The organism is Planktothrix mougeotii LEGE 06226 (genome assembly GCF_015207485.1).
In the GTDB taxonomy this organism is placed as follows: domain Bacteria; phylum Cyanobacteriota; class Cyanobacteriia; order Cyanobacteriales; family Microcoleaceae; genus Planktothrix.
In genome coordinates this window covers 84454-101013 of sequence record NZ_JADEWU010000004.1, presented here as the reverse complement: position 1 = coordinate 101013, position 16560 = coordinate 84454, and the positions used below count along the sequence as shown (strand labels likewise).

Here is a 16560-nt window from a genome sequence, read left to right as displayed (position 1 = left end):
ATCAGTTATCAGTTATCAGTTATTAGTTATAGGTCTGTAAGGGTGGGGGAACCCCGCCCCTACTGGTATAGCTCTTACACTGATAACTGATTACTGTATGAGTTGAATTTATTCTAACTCGCCACTGGCACCGTTTAAGAACTGGGAAGTTCAGCGCGGCTCGGTTCGTCTTCAATGGATGGGTCTACAGATAGAATTTCGATATGGTTAAATAAAGTGGTGACAAATGCAAAGAGTAAAAAAGGTAAAGACAGCACAACAATTAAGCCCACCGTTGCTAACGCATAAATTTGACGGGTTGTACTCCACAGTGCTAATGAAGTCGCTAAGGCAATAAAGATGACAATTAGCCAGACGATAATTTGGCTATAGATATCGCCATAGGTAAGTGTGCATCGAATACGATACTTTTTCAGATCTTGCATTGGCCCTCTCTCGTAATATTCCTTTAAACTTCTAGGTTAAAGGGTTGATTCAATTTTGGAAAAATTTTAAACATTTTAATAAGAGTTGTAATTTAACTTTACGTTCGGTCATACTTCAGCAGGCAGCAAACCGGATAAAATTCTGAATTCTTGATTTTTTCAGGAATTCTTAACATTGATTGTTCAGCATTAACCCTCTTAGGGAATAGCTAAAAGCGATTTGAGAGACTCTTCCGCACCCTACGCCTGTGTTTTATCTCCTTTCTCCAAAATCAGGGAAGGGGTGAATACTCTAATCATCTGATCTAAAAAATAATAAATTCGGTAAGGCTAACCCTACCGGAATTCCTAATGTCATTAATAAGGCGGTTCCAGCCATCACTATCGTATTAGCAATTAAAGAAATATCGGAATTGATACCTAATTTCATCATTAAAATTAAACCACTTCCGGCTCGAAACATAAATATTCCAGGGATCATTCCAACAACTGCCCCAAATGCAATAGCCGCCGAAGGCACTTTAAATCGTCGAGAAAAATAAACTGTCATTAATCCCACAACCATTGAAGCCAAAAGATTTCCCCAAATAATTCCTAATCCGATATAAATCGAAAAAAATCGCATTCCATAACCGACAATTCCACAAAGAATACAAACCCAAAGAATTCCTTTAGGAACATTAAATAAAATCGCAAATCCAGCCGCCACAAATCCAGCAAATAAAATATTTTCCGGCTGTAATAGAGGGGGTTTTGTCGAATTAACGGCAACAGAAATATCCATTAAGCTTCCTGACAATAATAAGCCAAATAAAATAGAAATTAACATCACCAAACTAAAATTTAATCGAGCAATTCCTGTAATTTGATGGTTATAAACCATATCTAAAACTGCATTAATTAAATGAACCCCTGGGACTAACATCATGGACGGAACTAATAAACAGGGTTCTGGCGTTGTTGTCCAACCGAGTTTAATTCCAATTGCACTGATACACCCGCCCAAAAAAGCAGCAAAAAATGTAATAATAAACCCATTAAACTTGTGTTTAGCTAATTGTTGTCTTAAGATTAGTCCCAGGGCTGTTGCTAAACTCACAATCAAAAAAGTAGACCAATCTCCATGAAAAATTTTAGCCAAACTTCCCCCCGCAATTCCTAGCATTAAAACTAAAAACCATTGCGGATAATGATGAGGAGCATGGTGATTAATCAGTTCTAACTCATCTGTAACTTCTTCTAAAGTTTTATGTCCTTGTTGAATATCATCGACTAAGCGCATCACTTGAGTCATGACCATCATATTAATTTTCATCGCCGGAATGGGGGTACTAATGCGCGAATAAAATTGATTATGAATTTTGGTTGTTAAGGTGATAGCTTCATAAGATACTAATAACCGGGCTTCAATTCCTAAACTATCTGCTAATTGACCAGTTACCCGATGAACTCGTTCTGTTGCAGCACTATTTTGTAGAAGAAGTCGGGCGGTAAGTAGAACCAGGTGAAACTTTTGATCAATCTCTTGCAGGACTGTTGGTGTCATCTGGGTTTTTCCTTAAACGGACATCTGATGCTATTAATAGTATGGGATTTAGGCTTAATTTTATGGATAGTTGGGAATTAGTACAACGAAAAGCCACAGGGGAATGGAATTTTAAAGAGGTGGATTTAAGAGGCGCTGATTTACAAAGTTTGGATCTCAGTAAATTAGTCTTTATTGGGGCCGACTTAAGTGGGGCAAATCTCAAGGGCGCGAATTTGAGTCGTTCTTCCTTACGCGGTGCTAACTTAATGGGGGCTAATTTAAGTTATACGATTTTAGAACAAGCTAGTTTATATGGGGTACAAATGATGGGGGCAAACCTCTCCCATGCTAACTTGAATGGAGCCAATTTAACCCACGCTAATTTAAGCTATACTAATCTTTATCAAGCTAATTTAAGCGCTGCCAACCTTTACGGGTGTAATTTAGAAAATGCTTGGTTAGTCGGGGCTGATTTACGAGATACGGATTTAGAAAAAGCTAATTTTAAAGCCGTTAATTTAACCGATGCTAATTTAACGGATTCTATTGGATTTAATCAAAGCGATGCCATCATTTGTAATACGATTATGCCCAATGGTGAATTGATGTTATCCCTGCTCTAAATTAACCGTTAAAGTTTTCCCCCTAATCAATACTTGATCCCCAGTTATTAATTTTCTTCCTCGTCGAGTTTCAATTTCACCATTAACTCGAACTTCACCGGATTGAATCATAATTTTAGCTTGTCCTCCGGTAGAAGCTTCACCGATAAATTTAAGAAATTGATCGAGTTTAATGGTTTCAGACATGATTTGATAGGCTCTTAATAGAGAGTCAGGTATTTAATCTATTATAATAGAATTGAGGATTTTGAGCAAGGCTAAATCAGGTTAATTTAATAAACGTTAAATAAGGAATAAAAAAATAATTACACTGACCTAGATAATTTTGACACAGATGGGCATTCCGTCTCAAAAACTGTCATAATATAAAAACAGACGTAACATTTCTTAAATACAATGGCGAGAGACTTAAGAGGCTTTTTAAAACTGTTAGAAGAACGGGGACAATTACGGCGAATTCAAACCTTAGTTGATCCTGACTTAGAAATTGCTGAAATTTCTAACCGAATGTTGCAATGTGGTGGCCCAGGGTTATTATTTGAAAATGTTAAAGGTTCACCCTATCCGGTGGCGATCAATTTATTAGGGACAGAACAACGGGTCTGTTGGTCAATGAATATGGAAACTCCCCAAGAGTTAGAGGAATTGGGGAAAAAATTAGGAATGTTACAACAACCTAAACCGCCTAAAAAAATCTCCCAAGCCATTGATTTTGGCAAGGTTTTATTTGATGTCGTCAAAGCTAAACCTGGGCGCAATTTTTTCCCTCCTTGTCAACAGATTATCATTGAAGGGGATGATGTTGATTTAAACCAAATTCCCATGATTCGTCCCTATCCTAAAGATGCGGGGAAAATCATTACGTTGGGATTAGTGATTACGAAAGATTGTGAAACGGGAACCCCCAATGTTGGGGTTTATCGCTTACAATTACAATCTAAAAATACCATGACCGTCCATTGGTTATCGGTGCGAGGGGGTGCGAGACATTTACGCAAAGCGGCGGAGAAGGGAAAAAATTTAGAAATTGCGATCGCATTAGGAGTTGATCCCTTAATTATTATGGCGGCGGCGACACCTATTCCGGTTGATTTATCCGAATGGTTATTTGCGGGATTATATGGGGGGTCTGGGGTACAATTAGCCAAGTGTAAAACGGTAGATTTAGAAGTTCCGGCGGACTCGGAATTTGTATTAGAAGGAACCATAACTCCTGGGGAAATGTTACCCGATGGCCCCTTTGGGGATCACATGGGATATTATGGTGGCGTTGAAGATTCTCCGTTGATTCGATTTCAATGTATTACCCATCGTCAAGACCCGATTTATTTAACTACTTTTAGCGGTCGTCCTCCTAAAGAAGAAGCGATGATGGCGATCGCATTAAACCGGATTTATACCCCGATTTTAAGGCAGCAAGTCTCGGAAATTGTAGACTTTTTCTTACCTATGGAAGCCTTAAGTTATAAAGCTGCAATTATCTCCATTGATAAAGCTTATCCCGGTCAAGCAAGACGGGCTGCTTTAGCGTTTTGGAGTGCCTTACCTCAGTTTACTTATACCAAATTTGTGATAGTCGTAGATCAGGATATTAATATTCGAGATCCGCGACAAGTGGTATGGGCAATTAGTTCAAAAGTTGACCCGTCCAGGGATGTTTTTATTCTTCCTGATACGCCTTTTGATACCTTAGATTTTGCCAGTCAAAAAATTGGATTAGGGGGAAGAATGGGCATCGATGCAACGACAAAAATCCCTCCCGAAACCAATCACGAATGGGGAGAACCTTTAGAGTCAGATGTTGATGTTGCTGAAAGGGTAACCAAACGTTGGGCAGAATATGGATTAAATGATCTGAATTTAACCGAAGTAGACCCCAATAAATTCGGTTATGAGATAAGATAGTTGTAACGTGCTACTATCTAAAAAAAACTCAAATTTTTAAGGAGACAAGAATGTGGGTCGAAAGCGTAACTCTAAATAACATTAAATGCTTTAAAAACGAGGAAATTATTTTCACTCGGACTGCCGTTAATGTTTCCAATCATCGCCTAAAACCCTATTCTTGGATTTCCTTATTAGGGGAAAATGGTGTTGGTAAAAGTACATTACTGCAAGCCATTGCCTTACTTTTAGCAGGGCCAGAAGCAGCTAAAGAACTGCTACCTCGCCCTACGGGTTGGGTTTGTGATTCTAAAAAGCCGGGAAAACTAAGTATTACTTTAAATCAAGAAGAAAATGATGCTATAATTTTTGGTAAGGAAAAAATCAGAAAAAAATTTTCCTATTCTTATTTTGTTACAGCAGATAAAGCCGTCAAAGTCGGTGAAGAAACTTATACAGAACCTGCATTAATTGAAGAAAGTTCAAAAATAGTAAGTTGGTTGAGAAAGAATGCGTTTGCATCCGATACAAAAGGATGGTTTGCTGCTGGATATGGTGCATTTCGTCGTCTAACGAGAACCAGTCAAGTTTTAATTCCTAGTTTAGAACCAGCAAAACGATCTAGCAATTTTGCGACTCAGTTTAATGAAGATAGTGCTTTGAGTTCATTTGAAAGATGGATGGTTTATTTAGAATTTAGGATTGCCAAAGGAGATCCAACTGCACAAAAAATGCGAGACATCGGGATAAATGCGATTGAAAAACTACTCCCTGGAAATACAAAAATTGCTGAAGTGAGTATCGAGGGTTTAATTAAATTTGATGTCAATGGTCAAAGGGTTTCAACGATTGGTTTATCAGATGGATATCGTAGTATTATTGCCTTAGCAGGAGATTTAATTTGGCGCTTACTTCAAACCTTTCCTGATTTAGAAGATCCCACTCAAGCATCAGGTGTTGTTTTAATTGATGAATTAGACATTCATTTACATCCTTTTTGGCAACGATGGATTGCTGAATGGCTACGCGAAGTTTTTCCTAACCTTCAGTTTTTTGTTGCAACTCATAGTCCTTTTATTGCTGCCGGAGCCGGAGAAGATGCTTTAACTTTACGTTTAGATATTGTTAACGGAGAAACTAAAATTACACCCGTTGAAGACATCTCAGCTTATGATGTTGATTACATCCTCAGAAGTCCTGCTTTTGGTTTAGAGTCTACTTATTCCCCCTCCACACAGGAGAAAATTCAGCGATATCATGAACTCAGAATCAAAAAAGATAAACTGTCTAAAGAAGAAGAGCAAGAATTTAACCAATTGAAACTGTTTATGCAGGATAAACAACCTATGTCTCTGCCTGAACCCGGAAGTTTAGATGATAGAATTAATGCGTTTTTGGAGATGAATTTACCTTGATTCCCGTTTCCCGATTAACTCAAGTTCCTCAGATTTTGCAAACCAAGGCTAATCAATGGCTAACTGAACTCAAAACGATTAAGGCGAATCCTAATGCAACAAAATCACAGCGTGAGAACGCTATTAATAAATATAGACATTCTGAAGTCAAGCAGGCTTTAGTTGGAATTTTTCACGGGAAATGTGCCTATTGTGAGAGCCAGATTTTAACCGTTGGTTATGGGGATATTGAACATTTTTATCCTAAAAGCAAATACACTGATTTAACCTTTGAGTGGACAAACCTATTATTATCTTGTACCATTTGTAATAATCCTCAACATAAAGGGACAAAGTTTCCCCTAGATGTTAATGATAAACCTTTGCTAATTGATCCAACTGATGAACAAACAGATATTTTTGAACATCTTCAATTAACTTGGGATCAAACTGCTAACCAAGCCTGGATTGATGGGCTTACGGATAGAGGTAAAACTGTTGTAAATATTTTTGATCTAAATGATCAAAGAGGTACAAGGAAAGAGTTGATTCGAGAAAGAAGTAAAAAAGTTAAAACAATGCTTGCTCTTTTAACGATGGCAACCAGTGAAAAAATTGATGATATTAATAGAAAAGAGGCGATTAATTTACTCAAAGAGTCTTGTAATATTGAAGAACCCTATCTAGCTTTTGCCTTATTTTATATTTTACCATTTTTGGCTCATCACTATCAAGATTTAGATGCCATTGATTTATTAAAAAAAGTAGGTAAACGGAGTTTTGGCTATAGCCTATTTGCCAGAATTAATCAATTACCGGATTAACTGTAGGAGGGTTATTAATATTTACATCAATCTCGGTGAACCCGCCCCTACAGTCAATTAATTTCTGATCCAAAATTCTAACTTTTCACATGAGAAACCTGATGACTCAACTGTTGATAATCTGAACGAAACCACTGCGGTAAACGGGAAATATTTTGAATTTGCAATTGTCCGGGGCGACAATATAATAATACCGCTAATAGGTATTTTATCTTGTCTATTTCATTGAGTCCTTGATTCATTTTAGAAGCTAATGTTTTGATAAATTCCTGTTCTGAAGCCGTTAACACTTCTTGAGAAAAACCACTATGTAATAACGTTCGATAAGCTTGACCCACTGAACTTTGATAAATTGATTCTAATGTTGGAGATTCCAAACCCAACCAAAAATTAGCTAATTCTTGACGAATTTGACGTAACTCTTTAACAATATCAACATTAGACGGATCAATTCGATATAAATTTACACATCCGACTAACCGTTTTTGGAAAGCTTCTGTTTCAGATAACGCTTGATTTTCTGGAACAGAAACAGCCGTTTTTAATGCCGTTGATAGTTTGACTGTTTCCAGGTTTGAGGGATTTTCAAACACCCGTTTATAATCTTTCAATAACCATTCAGGTAAACGATGATCTGCATTAGCAACTAATATCTTACCCGGAGGATAATATAACATCAACACCATCAAAGAGTTTAAAGAATCAGACTGTTTGAGTCCAATCGCCTTTTGAGTTATCTCATGGAGAAACTTTTGTTCTTCTGGGGTTAAGGCTTCCCTTTGAATCCCTCGATTTAAAAGAATTTGATAACCTTTTCCTAGATTCATTCTATAGGTTTGTTCTAAATGTTCAGGTGAAATTTTTAACCAGTGCTGCGCCATAAGTTTCCGAATTTCTCGCAACTCATCAATAACGGATTCATTATTTCTTTCTAAATCATAACGATTGACTGCATTAACTAAGCAAGATAAATACTGTTGTATTCCTTCTCGGCTATTCGCTTGAATAAATTGCTGATTTTGCTGCCAATTTTGAAATAATTGCTGAAAGATTACACCGATTTTAGCCGAGTAGGTTCGACTATCCAAAAATTCAGGATTTTGCTGCATTTTGTGTTGAATTTCCTGGCGTTTTTGTTGTCGGAGTTGCGGGTTATTAGCTAAGGTAATAGCTAAGTTAATATAGGCTGCTTCGCTATTAGCAATTAAATCAGGAATAGAGAGCGATCGCAACAATGAGGCAGCCATCAAAGACCGGAAAGATCCTCCATCTCTGGGTACAATTATCTGACCTGCTTGGGACGTTTCCGAAGAATAAGAAGGAATAGAATCTCCATCTCGAACAATGGGAACTAAACCAACTTCTAAGGGATCAAGTAAAGATGTTACCCCAGAAAACGGATAGGAATCTAAATAAATATCCGCTAATTTTAAATATTCTTTAATATCTGAACGACTGGGTTGTTTTTGTAAGAAAATTAAGCGACGACTTTCTACCCCATATTGGGCAAGAACGCTTTGAAATTGTTTAATAAAAGGAACCGTTGCATAGCGAGAACTCCAGTTCGGGTTAAAGGGATATAAGACCAAGAAAGAGTTAGGAACTGCTGCTAAAATTTTAGCCCACGTTTCTTGGACTTCAGGAATAATTTTATAAAAATTTGATCCTGAAATAAACATAATGGAATCATCAGGAATTCCTAACAAAGAACGATTAGGAATGCGTTGCGGTGCTTCAGGAGGAATTGCAGAACAACTAAAACAATGGGCAGTCCCCGGAATTAACATTAATTTTTCTCGATATTGTTCTTGAGCATTTTCTTGAGGTTCGGTTAAAACGCCTGAGATATAATAATCCATACTTCCCATCCCACTGGTAACACAGGATGGAGTGGTATTAACTTGAATTCTGGCTAATTTATGTAATGCTAATAAAGTGACTGGATGAGAAACTGCGGTAATATTACTCCCAATGAGTAAAATATCTAAATCATGATTTCTAATTAAGTTTACTTGTTCAGTTACATGACTCGGAAGTGGAACTAATTGATCAACGCGACTTCTGCAATACTGTTCTAAAGGATGATTATTGGCGGTTACAGTATATAAAATTACTTCAAATTGATTTCTATCTAAATATTCAAAAGTAGGTAATATGGCATAAGTTTCTGTTTGAGGATTAAAATGATTACTGAGAATTCCTAAACGAATTTTTTGACGACTGTGAGGACGTTGAGGAAACTCATAATCTAAAGCATGACCTAAACTTTTTAGGGCGAACTCCATAATTTCTGCCCGTTTAATATAAATCTCTTTGAGATTTGCCGTATTAAAATATAACGGAATAAAGTTAGCCATTTGGGTGAATTTCCAGGCTAATTCTTTCCAAATTGGAAACTCAGGATTACTCATAAACCGCCCATGAGTATAGTTAATCCAATTTTCTACATAACGATAATAACGGTCAGCTTCTCCGACTTCCTGGAAAAATTGAGGAACTGCTAACATAAACTTAAAATAATCCTCTAAAAACCATTTAGGAATAGGAGCTTGAATATACCAGTCTTGAGGGAGGTGATACGGATAACAATATAAAGTTAGGGCTAATAAATACTGTAAGCTTTTGGGCTGGTTTAGTCCTGTTTTTAAGTAAGTACACCAGTCTTGAATGTGAGTTTTTTCTTGAGGGGTTAAAGCTTCATTTTTAAAACTACTATTCAATAAAATTTTATAAGCTTGACCGATTTCTCCTAAATAAACTTTTTCTAAATTTTGAGTTTCTAAACCTAACCAATATTGAGCCAAAATCTGCCGAATTTGACGTAAGGGATTGATAATAGTGTTTGAATTAGGATTTGTTTTATATTCTTCAGTTAAACGGAAAACTTCTGCTAAAATTTGAGCCGGAGTCAGGGTTTTTATCTCTACTTTTGGTTGTTTCGGAGGAGCAAATAAGGCAATAATTGCTTGTTTAACTATATCAGATTGACTACAATTTAAAGCGGCTTGAATTTGAGCAATAACGGCTTTAGCGTCTCCCTGAGTTAACATTTGTTGGGCGGTACTAATGGCATATAAACCATAATGCTCTTTGGCTTTATTCGATAAATCTATTGCTTGATGTTCAGGAAGATAAGATTGAGAAATTTCAATTGATTTTAAGGTATCTGTAATATTTTCTCCCCCTTGAATTAAGCGAGATGTCCAAGAACTTAAATGCAAACGGTAAGCGGCTAAAATTTGAGGTTCATAACCGATAGGATAATGAGCAGAAATTCTTGTCCACATTTCCCAATCTGCTGCTGATTTGGCTTGGGGACAAAACCCCCCTAATTGTTCATAAATACTCCGTTTTACCACCATTGAAGAGGGTTGAATGCGTTGGGAAATGGCAATGCGTTCGATCCAGTTTTCTAAAATTCCGGGTGTTTCTCGTTCTAAAGTAGAGATAGACCGTTGATGATTCTCACTATCTACATAATAATGACGACAAAATGCAGCCCCAATCTTAGGTTCTTTTTCTATAATATTTCTTAAGGTTTGATAAAATCCAGGTAAGACAAAATCATCATCATGTAATAGATGAATCCACTGTCCTTGAGCCCGTTCTAAACATAAATTAAAGATAGCCGTTTGACCAATATTAAGTTGAGAATGGCGATAAAATTTGATGCGATTTCCGCCTACTTTTTTAACAATTGCTTCTAGTTCAGCTTGTACTGCACTATCAGGACAATCATTAATCACTTCAATTTGCATTTCATCTTCCCCTGGTGCTTGTTCCAGAACACTTCTCAGGGTTTGTTCTAAATATTGAACTTTATTAAAGGTCGGAATCATCACTGACCAAAAGGGTCGCTTTAGATTAGAATTGAAAGGAGAAATCTGGGGAAAATTCCAGGGAGATTGAGAAAGACGAGTTAAACTCGGTTGAGTTTCTATTGTTTTAGGTTTTTCCTTTACAGACGTTGATTGCTGATCAATTTCTTCTAAATTTTTAGCTATTTCTAACAGGGTTGAACTCACAATATCAGCCATTTTTTTCCAAGAGAATTTTTTAGCTTGTTTAAATCCGGCTGCAATTAAAGCGTTTCGTCGTTCAGAATTCTGTATATTTTTAAGTTCCTGAGTCAGTTGATCAATATCATCTTCGTTGACATAAATAGCGGCGTTATTCGCAACTTCAACAATAGAACTATTCCGACAGGTGATCACGGGACAACCGCAAGCCATTGCTTCTAAAATCGGTAATCCAAACCCTTCATATTTTGAGGGGTAAACTAAAGCGATCGCACCACAATAAGCTAATCTTAACGCTTCATCATTTAATTTTAAAAGATGAATATTACTATCAGAAATATATCCCTGAAGTTCTTTTTCTAACTGAGTTTTTCCCCCAATACAAAGAATATCATAGTTTTGAAAATTATCTAACCGGGATAAAGCTTGAAACAATAAAATCGAGTTTTTATAACCCTTGGGACTAATGCGATCGCCAATAATAATAAAATAGGGTTTTGATACATGATATTGCTGTTTAAATTGTTCAATTTCGGTTAAAGTTGCGGGATTAAAAATTTCATCGACTGCACTATGAGCAACTTGAATGGGTTTATTAGCAACCTGTGGGAAAATTTTAACTAAATCCTGGGCGGTATTTTGAGAAATGGTAATAAACCCTGAAGCGTGTAAAATTCCACGATGTTTTTCTCGCCACATCGGTTCATCTAAATTTAGACCTATGACTTCAGGAATCATATCATAACCCATAAATACTGATGGGGTACTGATGGGAGTCGTATAATAAGTTGAAATGAATAAATCAGCTTTTTCTTGATCACAAATGGCTTGTAAGAGTTGGCGATCGCGATTTGTATTTCCATAGTCATATAAAGGAATAGATCGATACATAATTCCCGGAATTTTCGGTGCAGTTCCTTGCCGATCTAAGACAATAATTTGTTGACAAAAATCTCCGGTTGACCATTCTGTGAGTAACGCTTTCCAAACTCTGGCAATTCCGGTATTATTAAATTGAAAAAAGACCCCATCAATAATAATTTTAAATAACTTAGACTTTTGAGAAAAACCTTGATCCTTTGAACTTTCGGTTTTCATTTCAATACTATTAGAGCTACTTTCCTTGCGGAACCAAACCCCTGTATAGTCAATCTGATGAAGTCTAAAAGATTCTTGTTTGAGGTTTTCAAACTCATGAATTGCCTTTTTACACCCTTCCCAATGACCATAATCATCGATTTGAATCATTCCCAAAGGAACAACATTATCATAGAGATTATTGAAGATATCTAAAGTAGAATCATACCAATCTCCATCCGCGTGCAGAAAGGCAATATCACCAATTTCTTTACGATATAAAGGCAATGTTTCACAAAATAAACCGGGGACGGCTTTAATAATAGATTGGACATCTAAAATCTGACAAACCTTGTCTAAGTTATCCCGAATTGGAGCACCTAAAGTCCCAGCACCAAAACCTGTTTGATTGGCTGGAATTCCATCATGAAGATCAGCATCACTCGGATCGGGCATTCCTTCAAATGTATCAAAAGCATAGACAAAACGGGGGCGCAAAGTGTAACGTTTAATCACCGTTGCCAATAAAGCCGATCCTCCCCCTTTATATACCCCACATTCAACAAAATTGCCTGGAATATCTTCTAAACATACTTTTTTTGCTAAGGAATAAAGAGAAAATAATCGTTCATGACTTAACAGAGTATAAGGTCTGACAATAGACAAAATTTCTTGAAATTCCTGTTCTGAATTATCAATAGCTCTATCGCTAACCCGATAATTCATTAAATGGGTTGGCAATTGCCAATTCACGTTAGAATCTGGTTGGTGCATCACAGGTTCTACATTTCCTCGCCAAGCCACTCCCATAATTTGCATGGTTTGATATATCATCGTATTCCATCCTTTATCTCTCAAATAATGCAAGCCTTCAGCTACATCAGGAGAAGCCAAATCATGAAATAGAATCATGGCATTTTCTTCGGCATACTTTTCACAGGCGATCGCATCCTGAAGCGGGCCAGGAGATTCATGATTTCCATCAATAAAAATTAATGACCATTTCTTTTGGGATTGGTTTGCGAGTTCCTCGACTTTTTGGGGACTATAACCCGCCCATAAATTAATCTGATTTAGAACCCCACTATTTCTCAAACAACTGGTTACACTGTTATAAATCTCTGCATTATTAAGGATTGGATCAATCACATCTAATTCGACTCCAGCCAATCCTAAATGACAAGCTGACCATCCCATCCAACACCCAATTTCTAAGGCATTCTGATGCTTAAATTTTAGGGCTGTGTTGTAAAGAATATGAGCTTCATCCCGACTTAAAAATCCTATGGTTGGTTGCCGACGATCTACATACCAGTTATGAGGAATATCCCCTCGCAAATAGGGCCAAGAACATCGAGCCGGATTTCCGACTATCATATTAGGAAAATATTGATCGGGTTGAACAATTTTTAATCCAGGCGAAACATAATCTTTTTCCGGTAATAAAGCTTGTTCGATCACTGAAAGGGTTTCCTGAATCATTCTTTCTTCCTTAAACATTTTTTCGGCTCGCTTTTTACAATTCATTCCGATCATTTGGCGTAACTCTGGGTTCATTGCCCAATTTTTGAGAACGTCACCAAGCTCTCTAACCGTAGCTTTCGGGTCATGTTTTGGGTCAGCAATTAATTGACCTGTGTTTCCTAATTCTTCAGGAATTCCACTAACGGCTGTTGCAATTACAGGCAATCCTTTAGACATAGCTTCCATAACTGATAAAGGCATTCCTTCTAATTCTGAAGTTAGAATAAAAATATCAGCTACATCTAACAATTCGGAAACATTCTCTTGCTGTCCCAAAAGCTTAACTTTATCCGTAATTTTTAACCGTTTAACTGTTTCTTGAAGTTCAGTTTCAAACTCAGGTTCAAAAACCCCTCCTCCTACCCAGATAAAATAGAGATGATTCCATACAGGTGTGGATCTCAACTGTTCAATAGCTTGCAATTGATACTGATAACCTTTGCGTTTTTCGATCCGGGCAGAGGTCAAACAAACCACCGCATCTAAAGGAATTTCCAGTTTTTGGCGTAAATTTTCATTAATTAATGCGTTACGAGGGGTAAAGTAATTTGAGGGTCTGCCGTAGTAAATCACTTGCCCTTTATTTTCGGGAAGCCTAAACAGTTTGTGGAGTAAACTTAGATTATTCTCAGAAACAGCAATAACGAATCGAGCTTTGTTGTAGTGATAAAATAATTGATCTAACTGGTGATTAACTTGAACGGCTAGATGAGGGTCAACCAATCCTTCTACAATAATATAAGGAAGATTGATTTCTATAGCAATCTGTTTTATAATTAAATTAGAAAAAGGATTAGAATTACTACAAATCAGTAAATCGGTTTTTTCAAGTTGTTTTCGGATTATTAATCGTAAATTTTGACTGTCCTGAGATAAATTGGAATAATCAATCCCAATCTGTTTAATACCCAGTTCTTGCTGTTGAGTTACCAATGGAGTATAGGTTTGATGGTAGGGTGAAGCGTGTAGAGATGTGACCTCAAAACCGGTTTTAGCTAATTCACATAAAAGCGAGTGATTATACTGAGCAACGCCACCGACTCCGGGATCATCTGTAGATAATAAAATTCTCTTCATGCCCACACCTACTCAAAAAATTTGCTGAATCATTGAAAACTGAAAACCTCAAGGGAAATTAATGGACAAAAAATTGCTCCATCCCCACCCTATATCTTAAATGAAGCTCACATCCCCTGATCACAGGATCTCTAGCCTTACCCCCTACCTGGATGAAAAATACGTTAAGATTAGTAACAATAGCATAACAATACCAGAGTCCTGTGGACTCAGAGCAACAGTAGGAGGATAGACCTCGGTGAACAAACGCTGGAGAAATGCAGGGTTATACGCCCTGCTCGCCATTGTCGTCTTAGCATTAGCAACCGCCTTTTTTGACAAACAGCCCCAAACGCGGGAAAGCTGGAAGTATAGTACCTTTATTCAAGAAGTCAAGAGTAATAAAGTTGAACGGGTCAGTCTGAGTTCTGATCGTTCCAGAGCCTTAGTCACGGCTCAAGATGGGAATAAAATTTTAGTGAACCTCCCTAACGATCCTGAACTGATCGATATCCTGACTCAAAATAATGTTGATATTTCGGTTCTACCCCAGAACGATGATAGCTTTTGGTTTAAAGCCCTCAGCAGTCTGTTCTTCCCCGTTTTGCTCTTAGTGGGTTTATTCTTTTTATTGCGTCGCGCTCAGAATGGCCCTGGTAGTCAAGCCATGAACTTTGGCAAGTCCAAAGCCAGAGTGCAAATGGAACCCCAAACCCAAGTCACATTTGGGGATGTGGCAGGTATTGAACAAGCCAAACTCGAACTCAGCGAAGTGGTAGACTTCCTGAAAAATGCTGATCGGTTTACGGCTGTCGGTGCGAAAATTCCCAAAGGGGTGTTATTAGTCGGCCCCCCAGGAACTGGGAAAACCCTGTTAGCTAAAGCGGTTGCGGGGGAAGCCGGAGTTCCCTTCTTCAGTATTTCCGGTTCAGAATTTGTGGAAATGTTCGTCGGGGTCGGGGCGTCCCGGGTTCGTGACCTGTTTGAACAAGCCAAAGCCAATGCACCTTGTATTGTCTTTATCGATGAAATTGATGCCGTTGGTCGTCAACGGGGGGCTGGTTTAGGCGGCGGTAACGATGAACGGGAACAAACCCTGAACCAGTTATTAACAGAAATGGATGGGTTTGAAGGCAATACGGGAATTATTATTATTGCCGCGACCAACCGCCCCGATGTCTTAGATGCTGCTTTAATGCGTCCGGGTCGCTTTGACCGTCAAGTTGTGGTTGACCGTCCCGACTATAACGGCCGTTCAGAAATTCTCCGGGTTCATGCCCGGGGTAAAACCTTGGCTAAAGATGTGGACTTGGACAAAATTGCCCGTCGGACGCCTGGGTTTACCGGAGCGGACTTATCCAATTTGTTGAACGAAGCCGCCATTTTAGCCGCCCGTCGCAACTTGACGGAAATTTCAATGGATGAAGTTAATGATGCCATTGACCGGGTGTTAGCGGGGCCAGAGAAGAAAGATCGGGTAATGAGCGAAAAACGCAAAACCCTGGTGGCTTATCACGAAGCGGGTCATGCTTTAGTCGGGGCCTTAATGCCAGACTATGACCCCGTACAGAAAATTAGCATTATTCCTCGCGGTCGGGCTGGGGGTTTAACTTGGTTCATGCCCAGTGAAGAACGCATGGACTCCGGTTTATTCAGTCGCTCTTATTTGCAAAATCAAATGGCCGTCGCCTTGGGCGGTCGGGTGGCTGAAGAAATTATCTTTGGGGAAGAAGAAGTTACGACAGGCGCTTCTAATGACTTACAACAAGTCACTCGTGTTGCGCGTCAAATGATTACTCGTTATGGGATGAGCGATCGCCTTGGCCCGGTGGCATTAGGTCGTCAACAAGGTAATATCTTCCTGGGACGGGATATTATGTCAGAACGGGATTTTTCCGAAGAAACCGCCTCGGCCATCGATGAAGAAGTTCGTCAACTGGTGGATGAAGCTTATAAACGGGCTAAACAAGTATTAGTAGAAAACCGCCATGTTCTGAATCAATTAGCGGATTTGTTAATTGATAAAGAGACGGTAGATGCGGATGAACTGCAAGACTTATTAGCCAATAATGATGTAAAAATGGCTGCGATCGCTTAATTCAAAAGTTTACTATTAAAGCGATTTAAAAAGAACAGGGCTGGATTTTTCAACCGAAAAACAGCCCTGTTTTTTATTAAAATTAGTCGGGGGTTTTGATCAGACTTT

General features: G+C 38.1%; 9 protein-coding genes. 5 read left to right on the top strand and 4 right to left on the bottom strand.

From position 1 onward, the window contains the following. Nucleotides 1-134: 134 nt before the first annotated feature. Nucleotides 135-425: a hypothetical protein gene (locus tag IQ236_RS03210; RefSeq protein WP_190517478.1), complete on the bottom strand. Its 291-nt coding sequence runs from the start codon at nucleotides 423-425 to the stop codon at nucleotides 135-137. Nucleotides 426-717: 292 nt separating this feature from the next. Next, nucleotides 718-1971 (bottom strand): threonine/serine exporter family protein, encoded by a 1254-nt coding sequence (locus IQ236_RS03205; RefSeq protein ID WP_193867929.1) that lies wholly within the window; start codon nucleotides 1969-1971, stop codon nucleotides 718-720. Between the two features lie 62 nt (nucleotides 1972-2033). Here IQ236_RS03205 and IQ236_RS03200 point away from each other — a divergent pair, with 62 nt between their 5' ends. Then, on the top strand, nucleotides 2034-2576 hold the full coding sequence (locus IQ236_RS03200; protein WP_193867928.1) for a pentapeptide repeat-containing protein: 543 nt from the start codon (nucleotides 2034-2036) through the stop codon (nucleotides 2574-2576). Here the strand turns inward: IQ236_RS03200 and IQ236_RS03195 are convergent. Then, entirely contained in the window at nucleotides 2562-2762 is a 201-nt protein-coding gene (locus IQ236_RS03195) for an RNA-binding S4 domain-containing protein (RefSeq protein WP_193867927.1), read from the bottom strand. The two genes, IQ236_RS03200 and IQ236_RS03195, sit on opposite strands and share 15 nt — an antisense overlap. 210 nt (nucleotides 2763-2972) lie before the next feature. Here IQ236_RS03195 and IQ236_RS03190 point away from each other — a divergent pair, with 210 nt between their 5' ends. Genes IQ236_RS03190 through IQ236_RS03180 form a run of 3 tightly spaced genes read left to right on the top strand, consistent with a single transcriptional unit; the run spans nucleotide 2973 to nucleotide 6678 of the window. Continuing rightward, nucleotides 2973-4481: a UbiD family decarboxylase gene (locus IQ236_RS03190; protein ID WP_193867926.1), complete on the top strand. Its 1509-nt coding sequence runs from the start codon at nucleotides 2973-2975 to the stop codon at nucleotides 4479-4481. A gap of 50 nt (nucleotides 4482-4531) precedes the next feature. Next, a complete protein-coding gene (locus tag IQ236_RS03185; protein ID WP_193867925.1) occupies nucleotides 4532-5875 on the top strand; it encodes an AAA family ATPase in 1344 nt (447 codons plus the stop codon). After that, nucleotides 5872-6678, top strand: a complete 807-nt coding sequence (locus IQ236_RS03180) for a retron system putative HNH endonuclease (protein ID WP_193867924.1) — start codon at nucleotides 5872-5874, stop codon at nucleotides 6676-6678. The genes IQ236_RS03185 and IQ236_RS03180 overlap by 4 nt, the downstream gene beginning before the upstream one ends. A 77-nt stretch (nucleotides 6679-6755) precedes the next feature. Here the strand turns inward: IQ236_RS03180 and IQ236_RS03175 are convergent, their stop codons facing one another. Then, the gene (locus IQ236_RS03175; protein ID WP_193867923.1) at nucleotides 6756-14375 is read right to left on the bottom strand and encodes a glycosyltransferase; all 7620 of its coding nucleotides are present in this window, start codon (nucleotides 14373-14375) and stop codon (nucleotides 6756-6758) included. A gap of 238 nt (nucleotides 14376-14613) precedes the next feature. On the opposite strand from IQ236_RS03175, the gene ftsH3 reads away from it, so the two are divergent. Next, nucleotides 14614-16452 (top strand): ATP-dependent zinc metalloprotease FtsH3, encoded by a 1839-nt coding sequence (ftsH3, locus tag IQ236_RS03170; RefSeq protein ID WP_190517492.1) that lies wholly within the window; start codon nucleotides 14614-14616, stop codon nucleotides 16450-16452. Nucleotides 16453-16560 lie beyond the last annotated feature (108 nt).